A 21,217-nucleotide genomic window follows, 5' to 3' on the forward strand; every position below is an offset into this window, starting at 1 on the left:
AACTTTGGGGTATAGCCAAGCGGTAAGGCAACGGATTTTGATTCCGTCATGCCCTGGTTCGAATCCAGGTACCCCAGCCATTTATTTTTAAAAAATTACAGCCGTAATTATGGCGGCTTAGCCAAGTGGTAAGGCACGGGTCTGCAACACCCTTATCACCGGTTCAAATCCGGTAGCCGCCTTTATCAATGAGAAATGTATTGAATAAAATATAAAAGGTAAAAAGCATTAATCCGAAAAAAGGATTAAATGCTTTTTTTGTATATATATTTATAGTGGAGAGCTATTTTAATAAATAAAGTAACCACTAAACCTGGATGGATAACGCCTATTCAAACAATTTGATTTTTATCCATCACTCTTCGATTATTCTAGTCCAGCTCTTATAGAAATAAGATGACAATGCATCCATTGCTATAAATACGTTAAATAACAAAACCTGTGGATAATATAATCCACAGGTTAAAGTTTAAAGCAATATGTTAAGACGAAATTTTAATATTGAATTATATGTGCAAACACTACAAACACGGCACCAATAACTAAAAGAATGGCAACTAATGGCCAGATAAATCTTACCCATTTGTCATACCCTATCCCCGCTGTTGCAAGGTAAGCCATTAATGTAGAACCAGTAGGGTAGATCAGATTTGTAAATCCATCACCTAAATGGAAGGATAAGACTGTTGTTTGTCTTGTAATTCCAACTAACTCACCTAAAGGAACCATTATAGGCATGGTAACAGATGCTTGTCCTGAACCAGAACTGATGAAGAAGTTGATAACACCTTGGAATAGGTAAATACTAATAACTTTTAAGAAGTCTGGTAGAATCATAATAATGCCAGCCATCCCATTTATCAATGAATCGATAATTTGGCCTTCTTTTAAAGCGACTGTAATCGCCATAGCAATCCCTACAATTAAAGCACCTAGTGTAACTGATTTAGCACCTTCTACGAATTCTTCGGCAATACGGGTTGAACTAAAACCTGCGAAAATTCCTGCAATAATTCCCATCGCTAGGAAAAGGGCAGCCATTTGCTCAAGATACCAATGCTTTGTAATAACTCCCCAAATTAATAAGCCAATCCCAGCCATAAAAGTAAGAATGATTAAGTAGTGTTTTACTTGTAATTTGGAAGGAGTATTTATAGTCTCCGTATTTTCTCTTTGTTTTTGTTCAAGATCGTATACTAAACTTTTTGTGGGGTCAGCTTTTACCTTTTTTGCATAACGAATAATATATAAACTTGAAACAATAATTAACACGACCATAATAATCGCTCTTAACCACATACCTGAAAAAGTAGGAAGTCCTGCTATCTGTTGAGCAACCCCAACGGTAAAGGGATTCATTAACCCGGCGATAAATCCACAGAAACACCCCATAAAGACAATGGCCATCCCTGTGATGGCATCGTATTTCATAGACCTTGCAAATGCAATCAGCAGCGGAACTAATCCGACTGCTTCGATTGTCATTCCAACTGTAGCACCGCAAATTGCAAAAATTAATAAAAGAAGGGGGATTATGAGAATATCCTTATTTCCTAATTTTGATGTTACGGCTCTTATCCCAGCGTCGAAAGCACCAGTTGATGTAATAATTCTGAAGGAACCACCAACTACGAATAAAAATAGAATAATGTCACTTGCTTCTTTTATCCCTGTTATGATTAAGCCTGGAATATCAATAATACCCACAGGATTTTGGGCAACTTTTTCATATGTACCTTCTACAACAAGTGTACGTCCAGTATTGGGGTCCTCTACCCGATCAAATTCACCTGCAGGAACAATATATGTTAATGCTACTGCTATCAAAATAATAAAAAACATGAGAGCAAATACATGTGGTACTTTAAATGAGTATTTACTCAATTTTTTCTTCTGTTTTTCTTCTGTCATTATCTCAGTTGTTTTCACACTTAAACCCCCGCTAAATTAAAATTTACTAAGTTTTCCTAGGGCATCAATTACGTGACAAGTACATTTAATGCCATTTAAAAAGTAATCAATACGAATATTCTCGTTAGGAGAATGATTTCTTTGATCGAAATTTGCATAAGGCATAATAATAGAAGGTACTTCTAAAATTTTCGTCCAAACATAATCAGGAAGGGAACTTCCAAGACTAGGTTGAATTAGTGGATCCTGTTGATAAGATTCTTTAACAGCACCTGCGACAATCTTAACTATTTCTAAATCAGCTGAAGTTCTTGACGGTTCCATAGAAGCAATATAGATTACCTCAATATTTGGATCATGTTTTTGGACATGCTTACAAATCTTATTAAAAATATCTTTAGGGTCTTGATCCACTACAAGGCGAATATCCATTTTCACTGTAGCTGTGGAAGGAATAATTGTCTTCATTCCTTCACCTGTATAACCACTTTGTAATCCGTTTATATTAAAAGTAGGTTCCATTGTTAATTGATGATAATAGGTTTCTGCGTCGATATCTAAACGGTCGTAGCCGATTTTTTCCCCAATATCCTTTCCATCAAAAGGTAGTTGTTTCATTAACTCTTTTTCTAGCTGTGAAGGGGGAAGAATGTGATCATAAAATCCTTCAATTAACACCCGTCCATCTTCATCACGCATTGAATTTAATAATTGGATTAGCTTCCAAGCTGGATTTGGTATGATGTTGCCTGTATTGCCTGAATGATTATCGAAGTCGGCGCCTTTAGCTCTAAGTTCAATATCAAGACAGCCTCTAGCCCCTAATAATAGAAGGGGAGCGCCGCTACTATGTGAAGAACCATCTGATGTATATACCAGATCAGCTTTTAGAAGTTCTTTATGCTCCTTCACAAATGATGCCAAATTTGGACTTCCTAGTTCTTCTTCACCTTCAAATAGGAACTTAATATTAATAGGTAGATCCCCGAACAATTCTAGATAAGTTCTCACACCTAGTAGCCCTGCCACCAGTTGTCCTTTGTTGTCTCCAGCACCTCGTCCAAAAATTCGGCCACCGCGAATAGTAGGTTCAAAAGGGGGAGACAGCCATTCATCATATGGCTCTACTGGTTGGACATCATAATGTCCATAAACGAGTAAAGTAAAGAATGTTTGATCTTTTATGATTTCACCGTAAACAACTGGATGACCGTCAGTTTTAATAATTCGTGTAGATATACCAAGTTCCATCATTATAGACTTCAGTAAATTAGCACATTCCAAAATACCTTCATTTTGTGTGCTTATACTCTTTTGTTTTAATAGAGTAAATAATTGTTCTATGTAAGTACCCTTATTGTTTAGTAGTATTTGATCTATTCCATCTAGAGGCATTAAAATCACCTATTCTTTTTTAAATTAAGCAAAACATCCGCTATTACTTTTACTCTCTAAAGTGCTAATGTATTAGTGTGATAGTATGTATACAATAATAAAACACTATAAATATATAATCAATGAATTTTTAGTGAAATGAGAAAGAAAAGGTCATCAAGATGACAAAGACGGCAATTGTTCAATATATTGGTTGGGAAAATGCCTTAAAAATGCTTTTAGTAGCACTATAGTAGAATAATAAAAAACTACTTAACGAACTAATCTCGTTAAGTAGTTTTTATTGAATATTACACCGTTTTATTCTTTAACCATTTTTCTTTAAAATCATTTGCAGGGAGTGGGGGACTGAAATAGTAACCTTGAGCGTAATCACAATCATTCTCTATTAAAAAATGATGTTCCTTTTGTCCTTCTACACCTTCAGCAATAACTTTCAAATTTAATTCTTTTGCAATGGCAATGATCGTTTTAATAATCGCTTTATTCTCATCATCATACATTCCTAATACAAAGGATTTATCAATTTTTAAAGAATCAAGTGGATACTTATTTAGATAGCTAAGCGAAGAATAGCCTGTACCGAAATCATCCATAGATAGATTAATGCCAAGTTCTTTTAAGGTATTAAGTTTTTCAACTAAGGAATCAGCGTACATGGCAATACTTTCTGTTATTTCTAATACGACAAGAGATGCATCAATATTTGCATTTTGTATAGCACGTTTTACAATCTCAACAAATGATATATCTAGTAACTGTTTTACAGATACATTAATGTTAATCACTAGTGACATATTAGTCCCTTTTTGCCATAAGGCAGCTTGTTTAAGTGCGTTATTTAATACCCATTGACCAATTGGAATAATCATACCAGTTTCTTCAGCAACTGAAATAAATTCATCAGGCGCAACTCTTCCAAGTGTTTTGTTGTTCCACCTTAAGAGACTTTCCATTCCAACAATATCATTTGTTTCTAAATTAATAATTGGCTGATAGAAAAGCTCAAATTCACATTGTTCGATGGCAGTTCTTAGTTGTTTTTCAATTATCATTCTTCTATAAAAATGTTGTTGCATTTCTAAGTTAAAGAGTTGATAGTTGTTTTTTCCTTTTTCTTTTACATAGTACATTGCAGTATCTGCATGTTTTATAAGTGTATTTGCATTATCACCGTGTTCAGGATAAATACTTATTCCGATACTAGGGGTGATAAAGTATTCACTTCCATCGATTAATACACCGCTTTTAAACAATTCCAACAAATCTTTGGCAACAGTTTCACTTTTTGCCGCATTATAATTGGGAAGAATTAAAGTAAATTCATCTCCCCCAAGACGATATATTGTTGAATCTAGATGTTTATTATTTAAAAATTCTTCAATACGTTTTGAAACTTCTATTAATAGTAAATCGCCAATATCATGACCAAGTGAGTCATTAATATATTTGAAACGGTCAATGTCTAGAAGCATAATCGCATTAATATCTGAATCACTATCCGAATTTTCGAGTAAGTTTATTAAATCTTCATTGAACTTTCTGCGATTTGGCAAACCTGTTAAAATATCGTGATTCGCTTGATAAGTAATTTCATCTTCATAATTCTTACGTTCTGTAATATTAGTCGAAACAGCAAGAATTGAGGGGCGATTATTCATGCAAATAGGGACTTTAGCAGTCTGAACCCATATTTTCTCACCAGATGCCGCTGTTAAAGTTTCCTCTCTTATAAATTGTATTTCAGGGAAATTTAAATCATCTTGGTCTAAAATAGAAAAATCATTGTTTACAGTTTGAGCTTGGTGTATTTCATCATCTGTTTTATCAATAATATCTTGAATTTTCAATTTCTTTAATTGTGCGAAAGATTCGTTAACCAATGTATAACGACCGTTATTATCTTGAGCGTATATATAGTTTGGATTTAAATTGATTACTTGAAATAGAAACTGCTTTTGTTCTTTTAACTTTCTATTGAAATTATTAATAATATCAAAATGCATTCGGCTTGAAAGAATTAGTATGGATAAAGAGAAGACCAACATTGAAATTGGACTTGCTAATAACCTTGCCGATGGGAACATATTCAAAGCACCTATTGCGTAACTAAATATAGAGAAAATATTAAAGTAGAATAAAAAAGAACGAGCGGTCTCATTATCTACATTTCTACTAACTAATAGACAAGAAGTTATACTTACGATAAATAATGCAATATTGGTATAGAAAATCCACGATAGTTCCCCATATACAGGGAAATAAAAAATACTTTGACCAATTTCTAAAAGTACAAGATCACGGATTCCGTATTCGCTCCATGAAGATAAGTATACAAGAAAGGAAATCACATAGAGTATTAGAACTACATTCCGGTTTACCAATAGACGCCATTTCTTTTTCAGTTCACTAGCAGACATTTCTTGTGCAATGATATATCCTAAATGGAATAACATCGGTGTTATCATAATCGATCCAAAACGAAACAGTCTATAAAAGAAATAAATGGTTTCTTTTTCAAACAAACTAACAGAGTATAAAAAAGTAATGTCTAAATGCCAAATCGAAACCATTACTAGAAATAGAAAGATGATTTTGGATAATTTATTTGCCTTAAATAATACTAATAAGGTAATACCAACAGTAATAGGTATAAAAGATAAAATAAGTAAAAAGAGCGAAAACATTACTTCGCCTCCAAACTATTTGTTAGTAATAGGCAAGCATTATTTCCACTACTTCCATGAGTTGTGATACAAACAGATTCAACATCTTGATATCTCGTTTCGAGTACAATTGGTACGTCTTCAAATCCTACACCATTTGTTTTTATAGTAGGGGGGATAAACCCATATTCCATCGACAAAAGCGATGATATGATTTGAATTGCTCCCATCGCGCCAAAGGAATGTCCAAGCATACCTTTAATTGAGGAGATAGGTACTTCTGAACCAAATGTTTCTGTTAAGATAAAACGTTCTATCTGATCATTTGCTTTTAAACCTAGAGCCTGACTGTTTATATATGTAGGTTTAGTATCCTGTAAAGAATCTTGAAAAACTTCCAGCATATGCTTACCTGTAATATCTGATTTTAATAAAGATTGACCTTCATTTCTTGAGACAACCCGCTCAATCACACCATAAATTTTTTGTCCACGTTCAATTGCATTTTGTTTTCGTTCGAGTACGAGTAATCCTGCACCTTCGGATAATACAAAACCACTATGTTCACTTGAAAAAGGAACTCCAGCCTTTTCAATAACAGATTCTGTTGAAAGAGATCTAATTTTATTGAAACCATTCATAGTCCACTGACCTAATGGAGCTTCTGTACCTCCTACAATACAAGCGTCAATATCTCCACTTTCGAGTAATAGTTTACCTATTGATACTGCGTCAAGACTAGCAGTGCACCCAGTTGAAATTGTGAAAGATGGCCCACATGAACCTATTAGTTCAGAGACTGAATTAGAGACTGTATGTGAGTCAGCGAATGCAACGCCGTGGAGTGGAGTCGTTTTAAGATCAAAAAATTGAGAAGAATACTGTTCTATCTCTAGTATTGCACCAGCGGCCGTCCCAATTATGACGCCAATTCGATGTGGCTTATAATAATGTAGATTTGACATGGTAGCAGCGTCTAATGCTGCAGCAACAGCCATTCTAGTAAAACGGGGATAACGTTTATAATTTTTTCCGTTTATTTCAATAAAGTAGTCTTCGATAACTCCCGCTACGATGCTAGTCTTTGGCAGAGTATTATTATGAATAATACTCTGTGTACATTTACCATTTCTTAATACATCTAGAAGGTTAGTTTTATTATGTACACCAGGCGCTTTAATGCCATAACCTGTGATTACTATTTCGCCCAATTTAATCACCTTCACGTTCTATGGTTTTATAGTATTTTGATGTTTATAGCATTTTCCCATTATATACTACTCAATTCCATAAAGTCTATATGTTAATAGGTCTTAAGTATAATAGATTGAAATGTTTGAAAATTATGAAATAATGCCAAAAGAACTAATACTAGAGTTGAATAAACTATTTGTGTAGTGGAGTTTGTTTTGACTTTTTAGAAGTTGATAGGGGGCTAAATAAAATAAAAACCTCGGAAAGAGTTCCGGGGTTATTCTTTGGTTCATATTTTTCAATTAATTTTTATGGACTACCTTAACTCGTCCAATTTGACCATCGGCTAGTATAACTTTAATACCATGGGGATGGGTACCCGATTTTGTAAGGATATCTTTTACAATGCCTCTTGTAAGATTACCAGTTTTTTGATCCTTTTTTAATACGATGTCCACAGTAATGCCTGGGATTATATTATTGCGATTTTGGCCGTCCATTTTATACGCCCATTTTTCTACGAGTATTCATTGTTTTTTTAGTTTGCTGGCTTTTCATTTTTTTAGCTGAAAGGTCGACATTTGTTTTTCCTTTGCCATTAGAAGATTGGCTTTTCTTCGCTTCAAGCTGCTGCTTCACGATCTCTTGCAGGCTCTTTTTTGTGTTTTCGGACTGTTGGTTTTCCGTCATTCTATAATTCCTCCTTTATGAAAATTCTGGTTAATCAAGTATAATCTATTTTTACTAATTGTGAAAGAATATTACAGCTCAAGAAAGAAGTATTTTAAACAAAAAATAAAAGCCCGGAAATAAATCCGGGCTAATCTCACTACATTTCCTGCTCCATGACACACAGCCTCCGCTTCGCATAAATGCTTTAGCTTATTCTGTTATTCGGTACACCTTTTATGAGTTAACGATCAATCGCACTCATCGGGTTAACCCTCCTTGTCATCGAACTTGAAGTGAAATCTTTAATAGTATAGCTAGTTGAGGATTTTTTATACACAACTTTCTCATTTCATGATATATTTTTAAAGCTGAGACAAAACAATAAAAAATCAATTTTTAATTGTTTTTATGGTTGTGCAATTATAGGATATACTTTTAATGACCTATAATGTGAACGTAAATAGGGAATTATAAATGAATAGACGCTTTATTGGGGGTTTAATATGAATTATAAAATTATCAACAAACAAATTTTTGAACAAGCACAAGTCCGTTCAGTTTCGGATGTTCAATTTACTGAAGAAGATGTTCAAAACGGTGTAAAGTTAGCTGTTTCTAAAAAAGATGAAACCCTTGCATTGTATTTAATCGATGTCGATGGTCAGAAAAAATTCGACGTTCGTTGGGACGACTCATCTGAAGTTTTTAGCGGCTGGCATTCTGCATGGGATAATTTCACTTGGTGCTTAAATACAGTAGATCAAGAAAAAAAATAATAATTTCCATAAAACACCCCAATGGCACAAATGCTATTGGGGTAATTTTTTATCTATTAGGCAGAGAAAATTCTCGCACTTATGGTTACAACTACAGATGTATTTAATGTGAAAATAAAATAACTAACAAAGTCGATTTCTCTGTGTTTAAATGGATATCGACTTTTTTCCTGCTTAATACATATTAGTAGAATGGATAAAATATGATTTTTCCCAAGGGCCCAAATAATACCAATTTTCAGTATACTCAAATTAGGAGTACAGCTATAATAGACTAAAAAAGGAAGTGAACTCAAATGCTCATAAAATCCATTACCTATTGGTGGCCAGTGCTTGTCGCAATAGCTTACATTCCTTTAATGGCATTGGTGGGGTTTGAATATAAAGTGAAGTTGAGTTTTGCCCTGACAAGTATCTTCACAGGGTTCACATTTTTTGTTGCTACCTTTTTTAATTTAGTCGCCATTCATATAATGTTATGTGTTCTGTTCTGGGTATTATCATTTGCGGTTTATTTTCAAAGAAGTAAAATATTTTAATATTAGAAAAGGCACAAGAGTGGTGAGTGGAAAATAAAAAAATCAATTCCTCGCAATTGATAAAGGAACCAATCTTTAATAAAAATACTTTAGAACTAATCTACCCAGCTAAACCACCTTGCATGGCCATCAGCAGGCTCCATCACTCTTTTTTCATTAACAATTCCATCCACTAAAAAATCTTGGTGCAAATTCGCATCAAACAAATTGTTATAGCAGTGATATAAAGGGCGGTCCTTACTAATTGTCTTTAGCTTTGTGATTAATTCTTCACGTTTATCTCTAGGAATCTGATTTGCCACATGTGTATGGAAGACTACAATTTGCTCATCTTCAGAAATAGAAGCGCATAGATCCTCTAATTTTTCAATCGCATCCCCACGAACAAACTGAATTTCCAAATTATTTACTACTTGAGCTGCTTCTACTAGCATCTTACGTCTGTCATGATGTTCTGGCCAAATTAATGCTTGTAACCATTTTAATTCTTTTCCTATTTTTAAATTTATAGGATTTAAGTCAGCACCAATCCTCGTTTTCACAACAGGTGGTGTGTGAATTGAATTAGGCAGAGGATTACCTAAATTTGTAGACGTAATCGTAAGAAGATTAGGGGTGTTCCTTACCCAAATCTCATCATTATATAAGTAATTATACTGATCTACTCCGAGCTGCAAACCTGCACTTGTCCCAATCTCTAATAATGCAAGAGGTTTTCCTTGCTCCTCATAAATTTCCGTGAAGATGGGGTACATATAAGCACAACGGCGAACTTCATTTGTTTGGACAAGCCTTGTTCGAAACAGCATCATTAATAGCTTATGATTTTTTAAAACAAATTGTTTGAAAGGTAAAAGTGAATTTTCAACTGGTAGCGGTGTTTTTGTAAAAGTAGGGTAATAAGATCTTAATTCATCATCTTGCCCCATTAATAAATAATGCACACTAGCAAACAACATGTTTGGAACTGGTTGACCAGCCGGTACTTGTGCAGCTACATTCTGTAATACGATGTCTTGTGCAATTTGTGTAGAAAGATATTCATACAGTGGGCTTGAATCTTCACATTCCTTTGCGAATTGTAAAAATCTACTAGATAAATCTTGTTTCATATCATCATCTCCCGAGAATTTGTTGTACTTTCTTACAAGCACAGGTAAAAATGAAATGACTTACTTTTAGGAATTGTATTAGATGGGGATTCGTAGATGATTGGTGGAAAAATTGTTTGAAAGGTTAAAAAAGGAGTCAGCCAACCGACGTACTGACTACTCCTTAATCTGCATATTTAATTTCTACTTCGTTTTCAATTAAACGATTCCTAATGGACATTTCTGCTTTACTAGTAACTAAACCAGCTAACAATACTTCAATTTCCTTAGAATCATTCATTTTTAAAAATAAGCTTCTAAATTCAGCTGAGTCGACAACGATAACAGCCTCTTCAACTTCACTCCAACTGTATTGTTTTTTGTCAAAGACGCTACCAACTTCAATATATTCTCGGTCGAAATATTGATACTGATTAGTCCCTGTATAAAACAAGAATAAAAAAATGCAAGTAGTAATGATTGTAAAAGTAATTTTTAGCGATTTTTTATAGATAAAATAGATACATGTCATTAGAACACTAGTAAGAACAAATGCAATTAAATAGTATCTGAAACCTATAGGTAACGGGACATAAGTGATACGAGAACTAAATTGATAAGTTGTAACTGTTAAGATCACGGGTGTCAAAATTGCTATTAAAGGACCGAATATTAGCATTATCACCGCAATTACAATCCAAGCAGGTTGACGACTGTTCTTTGCTCTTAACACGCTCATAAATAGCACCCCTCCTTAAAGGGTATTTTAAAAGGATTTTACTATAATATACCATAAATTAAAGTAAATGCCACCACAGGATTTTAAACCAAAATAACAGAACTACATCACGCTCAAATAACATAATCTAACTTTTCACCATATCTACCACAGTTACAGCGATAAAATATGTAATAGTCGAAATCAATGCACCTTTCCATCCGAACAACAGAAGTGCTAACAGGAATATAAAAATATTAATGACAAATATAGCTTCACCGACTGATAAACGAGTTCGACTAGATATTAACAGTGCTAACACATCTGTCCCGTCTAAAACGCCACCGTTTCGTATAACAATCCCAATCCCCATTCCGAGCAAGATACCACCGATGATTAAAATTAATATTGTATTCCCCTCTAAAAAAGGAGTCTTCCGTTCTAGCAGACCAGTCGAAATGGTTAATGCAACAATTCCAAAAGTCGCTGAAAAGGCGAAACGCTTTCCTAAAAATTTTAAGCCCAAAAGTAAAAAAGGAATATTTAATAGAAACAATAATGTACTTAATGGAAATCCACCAATACTAGAAAGCATCATGGAAACTCCAGTTATGCCTCCATCAATCAATCCATGTGGAATTAATATGACCTCAAGACTAACAGCAGCCATCATTGCTCCAATGAATATCCATGGTATTTTAAAAGCTAGTTCAATAAAGTAATCTTTGTAAGGTCTAAGTGTTTTCAAATAATAAATGCTCCTTTTAAAAAAATTGAGGTGCAAGTTGATGCTGAGCTTGTGGAATTAAACTTTTCCCATATTATTCTTATGTGAAGAAAGGAAATATGATGAACATAGTGGAAATAAAAACAATGGACAAGATTCAACATACATATTTATTTAGATAAATGGATAGAAAGAAACTGATAAGGGTGGAGAGAATTCATGCAAATTAGAATATTAACTGAATCAGATGCAAGAAATTACCAAATTTTAAGATTAGAAGCTCTACAAACAAATCCTGAGAGCTATAGTTCAACTTATGAAAAAGAAATCCAGTATACGACGGACATGGTAAAAGAACGAATTCGTCCGGATCAGGAGAAGTTTGTATTAGGTGCATTTGATGAGGGATCTTTAGTTGGAGTAGCACGATATGTGCGTGAAGCTGGTAGTAAGATGAAACACAGGGCTAATATTTATGGAATGTATGTATCACCTGTAATGCGCGGTCGTGGAGTCGCAAAAGCGTTACTACTAGAGATCATTAATCGTGCGAAGAAAGAAGATGGGGTAGAGCAGATCCATTTGCAGGTCGTTTCAACGAACGTAAGTGCAAAAAAACTCTATCAATCTCTCGGATTTGAAACTTATGGCGTCGAACCAAATGCGCTTAAAAGTAATAATCAATATTATGACGAAGACTTTATGGTTTTATTTTTAAACTAACAGGGTATGTAGATGTTAAAGGTAATTATTAGCAATACCAGAAATGATTAAGCAGTTGTACTTAAAGGTGAGGGGGGTAAATATGAATATCCTATCTAATAAGTGGGTAAACAAAATATTTCTACTAGTTTGTTGGTTTCTCTTACTTGTCTACACTGTACTTTTTATGGCCTGGGGAGGTTTTTTAATGTTACAGCTTCTTCTAGATATAAACATACATCCATAATTTCATTTCTTTGTAATCAGTATCATAGATTCTATGTAAATCTTTGACTTAAGTGAGGGGGAGACAGAATGGTAGAAAGCTGTTTTATTTGTGATAAACACTCGGGTAAGATTCAAACAGCAGGTACCGTCATATACCAAAATGAGTACATTTATGTGGGGCACATCGATAGTAATGGCGAGCCGAATTACCTGGGACATTTGATGATTGATTTGAAACGGCACGTACCAACTCTAGGGGATATGAATTTTGAGGAAGCAAGTACCTTTGGGGTGACAATGGCAAAAATCAGTAAAGCTTTGAAGGAATCCGAAAATGCTGAACATATTTATGCAGTTGTATCAGGTAACTCAGTTCCACACGTTCATATGCATATTATTCCACGCTATCCAAATACGCCGAAGGAATATTGGGCACCGTTCGCAGTTTATGATGCACCGAACGCAAAAATGGGTGATGAAAGTGAAGTTGTCTCACTTTGCGAACGACTTAAATCTTACTTAGAGACGAATCCACATGAATAATTGGGTTGAATATCGTTGGGTAGGTAGCGAGAAACATTATGTTGATGAGATTGATGCTCAACCGATAGGTCATATTGTACTAGGGCGGTTTGGTGGAAACTCTACAACAAACAGAAAGGTGAAAAATGAAGATGGTTGCTTAGTTTGGGTAAATGCGGACTTGAACGCCGAATTCGCTGTTCTTTTAGATGCCCACAAAACAGCAGAAAGTGCGGAGTTAGTAGTTGAGATTATTCATTCCCTTCAATCAGACATCAAGCACGCCTTGACTTTACCAACTCGCGAAGCGTTTAGAAACCTTCAAAACTTATTTTTGACAACTTTTGAAAGCCAATCATTTCGAAAAGCGTGCCAAATGGTTGAAGGTGAGACAGCCTGCTTAATTGTCGCAAGGAAGGACAAATATTTGTGGTGGTTTTCTATTGGCGACTGTATTCTTCATGTACATCACCCAGAACTTGTTGCGCTTAACGAATTCCAACAAAATCATCGTAGTTTTTATGAGTGGATCGGAAAAGTGAACACGTTCGATTTAGAAGTACCATGTTACAGCACTGGGACAAAAGAGCTGAGAAAAGGTAAAAATCACATCTTTGTAACAACGGACGGACTTGTTGAATGCCCAAATGTAAATTTTGATAACCCAGCTGAGATTTTCCAAGCATTTCAGAATGCAACGATTTTAGAGGGTGTCTTCTATTTATTAAATGAAATACGGAAAAACGGTGTGCTAGATAGCACGACTATTCTATCTTGGATTGTGGAAGTAGTGGAAGAAGGTATGCAGCCAAGTGATCGGGATTCGAAAGCTTTATAGAGGTTAGTAAAAGTTACCGCGATTCCAAAATATGTTCGTTCTTCGGAAAACGTGCGTTTCTAAGGTAATACGAGCGAATTTCGCAAACTTATGTGCGAAAACACTGCCAATACGTGCGATTTCAATATTACGGAAAAATAGTTAGTGGGAGAAGAGTTCAAGATGGAGATATTAAACAACTATATACGTGCAACAAATTCACATGACTTTAAGGAAGTTCAAAAATTACTTCATCCTGAGGCAGTCTATTTCTTTAGCAACCAAACTTGTAAAGGCCTAAATGAAATCCAACAATACTTTGAAAATGCTTGGAATACAATAAAAGATGAAAACTATGAAGCTCATGATGTAACGTGGCTCTTTAATAGTAGTCATTCTGCGACTTGTATCTATACATTCTTTTATGAGGGATATGTCGATGGTAAGTATGCTAGTGGAAAAGGACGAGCGACGAATGTATTTACTAAAGAAGCCGATCAATGGCTATTAATCCATGAACATTTAAGTCCAATACCAACTTTCTAGAAAGGATTTGAACCAATGACTGTTGTTGTAAATAAAGAATTGGCTCTAAAAATAGAACAAGCAGAAATTGACATGCTATCCTCTAGACTTAAGGCAATACAAAACATAGAAGGCAATCCAATGGGCGTTGAAATTCAAACCTTTGGATCTGCTACAGCCTTCTTGTCTCAAAACATCCCAGGACCATCTTTTAATACAATAAAAGGGTTAAGAGCAGGTGATGAACAATACCTTGAGCAAATATTAGAGTTTTATCAGCAAAAAAAAATTCCTGTACAATTTGAATTAACCCCAGCGCACACATCGAAAGAATTGCTTACATATCTATCTAAGTTAGGATTTTACCAAATAGACTTTCATACTACTCTTTACAAACAACTAATCGATGAACCCTTTGAGGAAACAACTAACATTACAATCCGAAAACTAAATGAAAATGAATTTGACCTATTTGGAAAAATTTATACAAAAGGTTTCCAAATGCCAGAGTTTTTATCAAGTGGGGTGGCACAGAACAATAGAATTCTTTATTCCATTCCAGGGTGGACGTTTTACCTAGCCTTAATCGATGAACGTCCAGCAGGAATTGGAGTTCTGTTTTCAAAGAATCAGGTAGCTACACTTGCAGCAGCAGCTACACTACCATTTGAAAGAAACCTTGGAGTTCAAAGTGCTCTAATAAAAGAGCGTATGTTGGATGCCTCTCGAAAAGAGAACAAGCTAATAGTTGGACAAGCAAAATTCGGTTCCATTAGTCAAAATAACATGGAAAAATCGGGTATGAAGATTGCTTATACAAAAGCGATTTGGGTGAAGGGGTAATAGAAAACGTTTATACTTAGATAAAAAGCTTCGTTTGTAACAGGAAGGGATTTTGAAATGTTTTTTTATCTAATTGCAATAGTTGTAATCGCCTTCGATCAACTAACGAAAATTTGGATTCGCATGAACGTTGCAATTGGTGAATCCTTTCAACTGTGGAACAGCCCAATTATTATCACCCACTATGAAAATAGCGGTGCTGCTTTTAGTTCTTTTCAAGGGTATGGCAGGTGGTTTGTTCCAGTAGCGATTTTTGTAGTAGCATTCTTAATTTATTACCGGAAGAAAGAAGGTAAGAGGGTACTACTGGATGTAGGCGCGGGTTTCCTGGCTGGGGGAGCAATTGGAAATGCCATCGATCGAGTCCTGTTTAACCAAGTGACTGACTTTATCACATTTGGATATAGTAATGGAATACTTAATCTAGCAGACTATAGCTTAAATATTGGAATGGTTTTGCTGATCGCAGACACGGTAAATACTGAGCTTATCCAAAAGAAGAAAAGGAAATTAAATTTAGGGGGAAATCCGTTGAATCAAGCATTACTTGTAATTGACGCACAAACGGCTATTATCGATGGAGATGGAAATGTTGAAACAGGCGTTTTTGAGAAAGAAAGATTAATAAACAATATTAATAAAGTTGTTCAAAATGCTATTGATGGAAAAATTCCAGTTGTTTTCATACGTGATACGGATGTTGCAGGTGGCGAAGGGGGAGGTTTTGAAGTACACCCTAATATAAACGTACCTCAAGAAGCAGTCGTTTTTAATAAAGCCGCAACAAATTCATTTTACGGAACACCTTTACTGGAGCATCTAAAAGAGCTAAAGATTGAGCATGTTGTAATCATGGGATGTAAGACAGAATACTGCATTGATACTGCTGTAAGAGCAGCAACTGTAAATGGCTTTGATGTGACACTTGTTGGTGATGGCCATTCTACGTCAGACTCAAGTAATCTAACTGCACAGCAAATCATTCAACACCATAATCGTGTTCTCCATGGTCATGATAACGTGGATTACTTTTCACTCGTTAGAAATTCAGATGACGATTTGTTTCAGCCCATTCACAATAATTATCGATAATAAAAGGACACCTCTAAATGTTTATAATTAGAGGTGTCTTCCACATGTATATGAGAAAACTCAAGGATTTGGCGAATTTTCCTTACCAGGTTTCTTTCTGATTACAAACACAGATAAAACAATATTACAAACTATAAAAAATAGTACCAAACCGATAAATAGCAGATTAACCACAACATTATCACGTAAAAATGCAAAAACATCGCTATTGATTAGTATAACAAAAACCGTAAAGTAATAAATCAAAATGCCATTGAAGATAAGTGCTGCAATATTAAAAACTAAAAGGATGATCTTCCATATTTTAAAATGGCGAATCTCCTTTTTAATAATAAATAACAGATTTAAAATATATAAAACGAATGTGGAAATAAATACGGATGGTAGAAACAACATCATCATCACTCCTTATTATAGGATTCATTCATTTTATCACATATGATTTTCTTAGAAAAACTCTGGCATTTAATATGCCTAAAAAAAAGGAGGTTCCCATTGATGATACAGACTTTGCATATTTTAAACGGTCAATCGATGTATGACCATTTCAAGCAATCAGGGTTTTTAAATGGTGAAACAATGATACCTTTCAATGAGGCAATGTGTTTTGGGGATGCCACTGAAGAAATATTCTCTGTGGAATTTAATAATAAGCGCGCGGAAGTACATCATGTAAACCTTCAACAATACACGGACATTACGTTAAAGCCTCTAGAACTGCTATTGAGCAAACAATACAAAAATCTCGAGCTTTGGTTTGATACAGATATGTTCTGCCAAATCAACATTTTGACGATTCTTGCTTTGCTAGATCAATACAATCATGAAGGTGCAATAACGCTTCATATTGTGGATGACAATTTTGCTCCTATAGAAAAATACACACTGTTTGCAAATGGCTACGCATCACTCTACAACCAAGTATTAATAAATAAAATTATGCCAGCAGAAATCACTCCGCCTTTATTGAAAAGAGGAGTTGAACTTTATTTCTCCTATTTAAATCCTGAAGGCAATCTTCAAGAATATATTCACAATCATCCATACAAATCTGAAAAGGAGCTTGTCCGGAATCTACTAGAAAACTTCAGAGAATATGGGCTGGGAGATACGCAATATCTTGAATTAATTCGTCAACTTAGGAACGAATAAAGGTTCACTTGAGTAATCTCGAGTGAACCCTTTTTTTATCTTGAATTAGGTTCTATTAATAGGGGGGCTCATGAAATTCTAATAACAATGAGATATTTTCTAATAATCACTTCGAATTTTCTAATAACTCATCAAATTTTTCTAATAACTTACGCAGGTTATCTAGTTTTCTGAAGAAATTCTAATAACTTTATATATTTTCTAATAACCAACGCAATTTTCTAATATCAAGATTCACAAAGGCTCTAATTCAAAGAAATCTCTACAAACTCGTTCTACCACCATAACTATGCCGATGTGGAGTGACTCCATCAACCGTCGTAAATCCACTAAATTCATGATAATGTCCACCATTGGGAAGGCGTATAGCAGGGCCGGTCACCCCACGAATTTGATGTCTATGTCTGTCATCAACAGATGTAAATGTAAAGTATCGATGTGTGTGTTGAACTCCACTTGGCGAAGGTTCGGTAGTTCCGGCATATTTATGATTATGACCAACATCAAATGAAGTAGTGCCCCTCAATTCATGACTATGCCCTTGAACTGGCATTCCATCCCACTGAGTAATATAAAGCTGATGAGAATGCATAGGTTCTGAATCCTCAGAATGGTACATGAATCCAGAAATAGGAATTTCCAATAGCCAATCTCCTTTTTCTTTTTTCTATTGTATGTAAATTAGGCGAAAGTGGGCACAAAAGTAAAATTAAGCAATTATTCATACGAATTAAAGGAATTCTGAAAAAAAAGTAGTATCTAAAATTAAGAGTAGATTGTATATTATGCACAATTCTAAGCTAATCAAAAAGTAATTCTTAAATTCGAAAAAGTTAATAGTAGATATATAGGAGGGGGATATAATTGGACATCAACACGCTATCAATCAATAAACAAAGTTGGGAAGAAGTAGCTCACCGTTTTTATGGTAGAAATCCACTACCTGAATACGGACCCTTTGCGCCAAGTGAGGATGATTTAAATTTATTTGGTGATATAACAAATTTAAAATATTAGAGATTGGGTGCGGAAGTGGGCACTCATTAAAATACTTGGAACAAAGAAATGCTTGTGAATTGTGGGGATTAGACTTAACAAGTAAACAACTTGAAGCTGCGAGGGCACTACTAAGCGGTTCCAAAAAGCATGTGCGGTTATATGAATCACCAATGGAAGAAAACCCAGGCATCCCATCAGGTTATTTTAATATCGTATTTTCCATTTTTGCTATAGGCTGGACCACGGATCTAGAAAAAACATTAAAAAATATAAACCAATATTTACAATTAGGTGGTAGCTTCATCTTTAGTTGGGAACATCCGTTGTATAGTCGTGTAAAGAATATAAACGGAACTTTAACATTCAATAAATCCTACCATGAAGAAGGACCGTACGAGCACGAAGCATGGAGCCACACAGCAATTATGCAGCAATTTAAACTTAGTACTTACATTAATGCATTAATAAATAATGGGTTCAAAGTAGAACGAGTAATAGAGGAAGTTTCACTAACTGAACTTGATGAACAGAAGCATTCCAATCGTTGGTATAACTACGAAAAAGTGCAATATTTACCTACAACTCTAATAATTAAAAGTACTAAGATTGATAACTTATGAGAGTTAACGTCTTATCTTGAAGTAAGAGCGAAAGTTTAATCATATACTAGTCTCTAATTTGTAATCCATTTCAAGGAGGTATGCATTTGAGCATTGGTAACGAGTATTTGAAAATTGTCATTAAGAGATTAAAAAGCTTAAAAGATCTTGGAGATAAAACAATCGAACAATTATCTGATCAGGAGATTCATTGGACTTATAATGAAGAATCCAACAGCGTGGCAATTATCGTCAAGCACATGAGCGGTAATATGGTTTCTAGATGGACCGAATTTCTAACTTCTGACGGCGAAAAGGATTATCGAAATCGTGATGATGAATTTGTAGACGATATCACTTCAAAGTACGATTTACTCATTGTTTGGGAAAGAGGTTGGAAAACTCTATTGAGCGCATTATCGAACTTGAAGGAAGATGATTTATTAAAACAAATTACAATTCGTGGAGAACAGCATTCGGTGATTGACGCAATTGAAAGGCAAGTAGCTCATTATGCATACCATGTTGGGCAAATTGTTTACTTAGGGAAACAAATGAAAAATGACTTTTGGCAAAATTTAAGTATCCCAAAAGGTAAATCACAAACCTATTTAAAAGAGATGATTGAAAAACAACAAAATCCATAACAGTTTAGAATAAAAAATAAAGATAGAAAAATTGAAATTTAAAAAACTCCACGTTTGACCAGTGCCTCTCTTATGAACACACATAAAGTAATAGTGTGATAAGGGGGTGAGAAATTATGTCATACGGATGCGGTAGACAACAATACGATTATTGCAATGATAACAATGTAGCTGGTGCTTATGATCAAGGTAACGGTAACAACAAAGAATTCGTATTAATCGTTGTGCTATTCATTTTATTAATTATTGTTGGTGCTCACTTCATGAAAAAAGATTGCTAATCCTCTTTAGAACTGAGTAATGAAATTTATTCAATTACTAACGATGCAGAATTCGTTTAAACATTTTTAGAATAGTAGTGCCATGTATATTCCCCTCTCGAAAATAACGGTTCATATATTATTAAAGACACCTAAAAATTAGGTGTCTTTCTTCATTTGTGTTTCCAAACCTTTAAGTATGTGAAACGAATGAAATTCAAATATATTTGCAAACTAATTATTATTAAAAACTTATAAATAATTTGTGGAACATGCTATAATGAGGAACTTAAGAGGTTTTAACGGATGCAAAAGACAGCCTCCGCTTAAGCGAAAGATGGGAGGGTAAGTGAATGAATAAAAGATGGACAATTGATGAGATTAAAAAATTTGTTGAGAACAATTCTGAAAGTAAGTTACTAACAACGGAATACCGCGGATTCTCACAAAAGTTATTGTTTGAATGTGCATGTGGTAATAACTTTGAAAAGACATTTAAAAAGTTTAAAGATAATAACCAGCGTAAATGTGAGGTTTGCCAACCACCAAAAACATCGCGCTAATTTTAAGCATCAACTGAGTGTCGAACTCTTTCAAAATAAAAGAGTTGACGCTTTTTTTCATAAATAAAAAAAAATGGACAAGTTAATGAATAAAATTAAATAGACAAACATATAATTATCATGTACAATGAAATAAATAAGTTCCTCTATTGGAAAGCATCTTGAATTCACCTATTACAAAGAGTAATCGTGTTTGTTCGGTACTTTTTGTAATATGTGAATTTTTTTATTTTAAAAAGCTTATATATTAATTTTAATTTAATGGAGGTCATTTAAATGACACAAGGTACAGTAAAATGGTTTAACGCAGAAAAAGGTTTCGGTTTCATCGAAGTTGAAGGTGGATCTGACGTATTCGCTCACTTCTCAGCAATCCAAGGCGACGGTTTCAAATCTTTAGACGAAGGTCAAAAAGTTGAATTCGAAGTTGAACAAGGTCAACGTGGACCACAAGCTACAAACATCGTTAAACTTTAATTTTTCGTTGTAATTAGCAAATATACTAGAGGAATCCTTATAATAGGATTCCTCTTTTATGTGCGACGGGCAGTTGCACCATGTGCAATAACAGCACAGGAT

25 protein-coding genes, 2 tRNA genes and 1 pseudogene are annotated in these 21,217 nt (G+C 34.4%); 17 read left to right on the forward strand and 11 right to left on the reverse strand.

All coding sequences use genetic code 11. The features are described from left to right. The first annotated feature begins 5 nt into the window (after window positions 1–5). Window positions 6–80: transfer RNA gene (locus tag CD29_RS18010), tRNA-Gln, on the forward strand. A gap of 31 nt (window positions 81–111) precedes the next feature. Further along, window positions 112–182: transfer RNA gene (locus CD29_RS18015), tRNA-Cys, on the forward strand. Window positions 183–495: 313 nt separating this feature from the next. On the opposite strand, the gene CD29_RS18020 is transcribed toward CD29_RS18015, so the two are convergent. From CD29_RS18020 to CD29_RS18045, 6 genes are all read right to left on the reverse strand, one after another. After that, a complete protein-coding gene (locus CD29_RS18020) occupies window positions 496–1,929 on the reverse strand; it encodes a YfcC family protein (protein WP_235801866.1) in 1,434 nt (477 codons plus the stop codon). Between the two features lie 18 nt (window positions 1,930–1,947). Then, on the reverse strand, window positions 1,948–3,306 hold the full coding sequence (locus CD29_RS18025) for a M20/M25/M40 family metallo-hydrolase (RefSeq protein WP_036190028.1): 1,359 nt from the start codon (window positions 3,304–3,306) through the stop codon (window positions 1,948–1,950). 290 nt (window positions 3,307–3,596) lie between these two features. Beyond that, window positions 3,597–5,993, reverse strand: a complete 2,397-nt coding sequence (locus tag CD29_RS19805; RefSeq protein ID WP_052124245.1) for a putative bifunctional diguanylate cyclase/phosphodiesterase — start codon at window positions 5,991–5,993, stop codon at window positions 3,597–3,599. Further along, entirely contained in the window at window positions 5,993–7,183 is a 1,191-nt protein-coding gene (locus CD29_RS18035) for a beta-ketoacyl synthase N-terminal-like domain-containing protein (RefSeq protein ID WP_036190030.1), read from the reverse strand. Before CD29_RS18035 ends, CD29_RS19805 begins: the two co-directional genes overlap by 1 nt. Before the next feature lie 285 nt (window positions 7,184–7,468). Continuing rightward, complete coding sequence (locus CD29_RS18040) at window positions 7,469–7,666, reverse strand: YwbE family protein (RefSeq protein ID WP_036190032.1); 198 nt, start codon at window positions 7,664–7,666, stop codon at window positions 7,469–7,471. Between the two features lies 1 nt (window position 7,667). Next, window positions 7,668–7,856, reverse strand: coding sequence for a hypothetical protein (locus CD29_RS18045; RefSeq protein WP_036190034.1), 189 nt, complete (start codon window positions 7,854–7,856; stop codon window positions 7,668–7,670). A gap of 485 nt (window positions 7,857–8,341) precedes the next feature. Between CD29_RS18045 and CD29_RS18050 the strand changes: the two genes are divergently transcribed. After that, window positions 8,342–8,614, forward strand: a complete 273-nt coding sequence (locus tag CD29_RS18050) for a hypothetical protein (RefSeq protein WP_036190036.1) — start codon at window positions 8,342–8,344, stop codon at window positions 8,612–8,614. A 634-nt stretch (window positions 8,615–9,248) separates the two neighbouring features. Here CD29_RS18050 and CD29_RS18060 read toward each other — a convergent pair. The 3 genes from CD29_RS18060 to CD29_RS18070 form a co-directional block, all read right to left on the reverse strand. Continuing rightward, the gene (locus CD29_RS18060) at window positions 9,249–10,265 is read right to left on the reverse strand and encodes a DUF2332 domain-containing protein (protein WP_036190040.1); all 1,017 of its coding nucleotides are present in this window, start codon (window positions 10,263–10,265) and stop codon (window positions 9,249–9,251) included. Window positions 10,266–10,428: 163 nt separating this feature from the next. Beyond that, the gene (locus tag CD29_RS18065) at window positions 10,429–10,983 is read right to left on the reverse strand and encodes a hypothetical protein (RefSeq protein WP_036190042.1); all 555 of its coding nucleotides are present in this window, start codon (window positions 10,981–10,983) and stop codon (window positions 10,429–10,431) included. A 127-nt stretch (window positions 10,984–11,110) separates the two neighbouring features. Next, on the reverse strand, window positions 11,111–11,710 hold the full coding sequence (locus CD29_RS18070; protein WP_052124246.1) for a YitT family protein: 600 nt from the start codon (window positions 11,708–11,710) through the stop codon (window positions 11,111–11,113). A gap of 198 nt (window positions 11,711–11,908) precedes the next feature. Here CD29_RS18070 and CD29_RS18075 point away from each other — a divergent pair, with 198 nt between their 5' ends. The 7 genes and pseudogenes from CD29_RS18075 to CD29_RS20365 all read left to right on the forward strand — a co-directional run bounded on the left by CD29_RS18075 (window position 11,909) and on the right by CD29_RS20365 (window position 16,418). Beyond that, complete coding sequence (locus CD29_RS18075; RefSeq protein ID WP_036190044.1) at window positions 11,909–12,412, forward strand: GNAT family N-acetyltransferase; 504 nt, start codon at window positions 11,909–11,911, stop codon at window positions 12,410–12,412. Between the two features lie 294 nt (window positions 12,413–12,706). Continuing rightward, complete coding sequence (locus tag CD29_RS18080; RefSeq protein ID WP_036190046.1) at window positions 12,707–13,162, forward strand: HIT family protein; 456 nt, start codon at window positions 12,707–12,709, stop codon at window positions 13,160–13,162. Continuing rightward, window positions 13,155–13,979, forward strand: a complete 825-nt coding sequence (locus CD29_RS18085; RefSeq protein ID WP_036190048.1) for a protein phosphatase 2C domain-containing protein — start codon at window positions 13,155–13,157, stop codon at window positions 13,977–13,979. The genes CD29_RS18080 and CD29_RS18085 overlap by 8 nt, the downstream gene beginning before the upstream one ends. 162 nt (window positions 13,980–14,141) lie before the next feature. Continuing rightward, the gene (locus tag CD29_RS18090; protein WP_036190050.1) at window positions 14,142–14,504 is read left to right on the forward strand and encodes a YybH family protein; all 363 of its coding nucleotides are present in this window, start codon (window positions 14,142–14,144) and stop codon (window positions 14,502–14,504) included. A gap of 15 nt (window positions 14,505–14,519) precedes the next feature. Further along, complete coding sequence (locus CD29_RS18095; RefSeq protein WP_036190052.1) at window positions 14,520–15,326, forward strand: hypothetical protein; 807 nt, start codon at window positions 14,520–14,522, stop codon at window positions 15,324–15,326. Between the two features lie 57 nt (window positions 15,327–15,383). After that, a pseudogene (gene lspA / locus CD29_RS20360) lies at window positions 15,384–15,797 on the forward strand (signal peptidase II); the annotation flags it as partial. A gap of 60 nt (window positions 15,798–15,857) precedes the next feature. Beyond that, a complete protein-coding gene (locus tag CD29_RS20365; RefSeq protein WP_036190069.1) occupies window positions 15,858–16,418 on the forward strand; it encodes an isochorismatase family protein in 561 nt (186 codons plus the stop codon). A gap of 60 nt (window positions 16,419–16,478) precedes the next feature. Here CD29_RS20365 and CD29_RS18105 read toward each other — a convergent pair whose 3' ends face one another. Continuing rightward, window positions 16,479–16,814: a hypothetical protein gene (locus CD29_RS18105; RefSeq protein ID WP_036190054.1), complete on the reverse strand. Its 336-nt coding sequence runs from the start codon at window positions 16,812–16,814 to the stop codon at window positions 16,479–16,481. A gap of 99 nt (window positions 16,815–16,913) precedes the next feature. Between CD29_RS18105 and CD29_RS18110 the strand changes: the two genes are divergently transcribed. After that, window positions 16,914–17,570 (forward strand): AraC family transcriptional regulator, encoded by a 657-nt coding sequence (locus tag CD29_RS18110; RefSeq protein WP_140422922.1) that lies wholly within the window; start codon window positions 16,914–16,916, stop codon window positions 17,568–17,570. Between the two features lie 262 nt (window positions 17,571–17,832). On the opposite strand, the gene CD29_RS18115 is transcribed toward CD29_RS18110, so the two are convergent. After that, window positions 17,833–18,213: a YmaF family protein gene (locus CD29_RS18115; RefSeq protein ID WP_036190056.1), complete on the reverse strand. Its 381-nt coding sequence runs from the start codon at window positions 18,211–18,213 to the stop codon at window positions 17,833–17,835. Window positions 18,214–18,434: 221 nt separating this feature from the next. Between CD29_RS18115 and CD29_RS20745 the strand changes: the two genes are divergently transcribed. From CD29_RS20745 to CD29_RS18135, 6 genes are all read left to right on the forward strand, one after another. Further along, window positions 18,435–18,587 (forward strand): hypothetical protein, encoded by a 153-nt coding sequence (locus tag CD29_RS20745; RefSeq protein ID WP_235801867.1) that lies wholly within the window; start codon window positions 18,435–18,437, stop codon window positions 18,585–18,587. Between the two features lie 35 nt (window positions 18,588–18,622). After that, window positions 18,623–19,189, forward strand: a complete 567-nt coding sequence (locus tag CD29_RS18120) for a methyltransferase domain-containing protein (protein ID WP_235801868.1) — start codon at window positions 18,623–18,625, stop codon at window positions 19,187–19,189. 86 nt (window positions 19,190–19,275) lie between these two features. Then, on the forward strand, window positions 19,276–19,815 hold the full coding sequence (locus CD29_RS18125; protein WP_036190057.1) for a DUF1572 family protein: 540 nt from the start codon (window positions 19,276–19,278) through the stop codon (window positions 19,813–19,815). Window positions 19,816–19,931: 116 nt separating this feature from the next. Beyond that, window positions 19,932–20,096 (forward strand): YjcZ family sporulation protein, encoded by a 165-nt coding sequence (locus CD29_RS20950; RefSeq protein WP_081976315.1) that lies wholly within the window; start codon window positions 19,932–19,934, stop codon window positions 20,094–20,096. A gap of 332 nt (window positions 20,097–20,428) precedes the next feature. After that, on the forward strand, window positions 20,429–20,638 hold the full coding sequence (locus tag CD29_RS18130) for a hypothetical protein (RefSeq protein WP_036190059.1): 210 nt from the start codon (window positions 20,429–20,431) through the stop codon (window positions 20,636–20,638). Window positions 20,639–20,914: 276 nt separating this feature from the next. Next, window positions 20,915–21,115, forward strand: a complete 201-nt coding sequence (locus CD29_RS18135) for a cold-shock protein (protein ID WP_036190061.1) — start codon at window positions 20,915–20,917, stop codon at window positions 21,113–21,115. Window positions 21,116–21,217: the final 102 nt, after the last annotated feature.

The sequence above is a fragment of the Ureibacillus manganicus DSM 26584 genome, from assembly GCF_000772945.1.
Taxonomy (GTDB): Bacteria; Bacillota; Bacilli; order Bacillales_A; family Planococcaceae; genus Ureibacillus; species Ureibacillus manganicus.

Excerpts from the sequence above, each read along its gene's own strand:
- CD29_RS18080 (WP_036190046.1), top strand. The coding sequence starts at position 12,707 with ATGGTAGAAAGCTGTTTTATTTGTGATAAACACTCGGGTAAGATTCAA.
- CD29_RS18025 (WP_036190028.1), bottom strand. The coding sequence starts at position 3,306 with ATGCCTCTAGATGGAATAGATCAAATACTACTAAACAATAAGGGTACT.
- CD29_RS18085 (WP_036190048.1), top strand. The coding sequence starts at position 13,155 with ATGAATAATTGGGTTGAATATCGTTGGGTAGGTAGCGAGAAACATTAT.
- CD29_RS18075 (WP_036190044.1), top strand. The coding sequence starts at position 11,909 with ATGCAAATTAGAATATTAACTGAATCAGATGCAAGAAATTACCAAATT.
- CD29_RS18130 (WP_036190059.1), top strand. The coding sequence starts at position 20,429 with ATGAATAAAAGATGGACAATTGATGAGATTAAAAAATTTGTTGAGAAC.
- CD29_RS18090 (WP_036190050.1), top strand. The coding sequence starts at position 14,142 with ATGGAGATATTAAACAACTATATACGTGCAACAAATTCACATGACTTT.
- CD29_RS18095 (WP_036190052.1), top strand. The coding sequence starts at position 14,520 with ATGACTGTTGTTGTAAATAAAGAATTGGCTCTAAAAATAGAACAAGCA.
- CD29_RS18105 (WP_036190054.1), bottom strand. The coding sequence starts at position 16,814 with ATGTTGTTTCTACCATCCGTATTTATTTCCACATTCGTTTTATATATT.
- CD29_RS18045 (WP_036190034.1), bottom strand. The coding sequence starts at position 7,856 with ATGACGGAAAACCAACAGTCCGAAAACACAAAAAAGAGCCTGCAAGAG.
- CD29_RS18135 (WP_036190061.1), top strand. The coding sequence starts at position 20,915 with ATGACACAAGGTACAGTAAAATGGTTTAACGCAGAAAAAGGTTTCGGT.
- CD29_RS18050 (WP_036190036.1), top strand. The coding sequence starts at position 8,342 with ATGAATTATAAAATTATCAACAAACAAATTTTTGAACAAGCACAAGTC.
- CD29_RS18040 (WP_036190032.1), bottom strand. The coding sequence starts at position 7,666 with ATGGACGGCCAAAATCGCAATAATATAATCCCAGGCATTACTGTGGAC.
- CD29_RS20950 (WP_081976315.1), top strand. The coding sequence starts at position 19,932 with ATGTCATACGGATGCGGTAGACAACAATACGATTATTGCAATGATAAC.
- CD29_RS18065 (WP_036190042.1), bottom strand. The coding sequence starts at position 10,983 with ATGAGCGTGTTAAGAGCAAAGAACAGTCGTCAACCTGCTTGGATTGTA.
- CD29_RS19805 (WP_052124245.1), bottom strand. The coding sequence starts at position 5,993 with ATGTTTTCGCTCTTTTTACTTATTTTATCTTTTATACCTATTACTGTT.
- CD29_RS18060 (WP_036190040.1), bottom strand. The coding sequence starts at position 10,265 with ATGAAACAAGATTTATCTAGTAGATTTTTACAATTCGCAAAGGAATGT.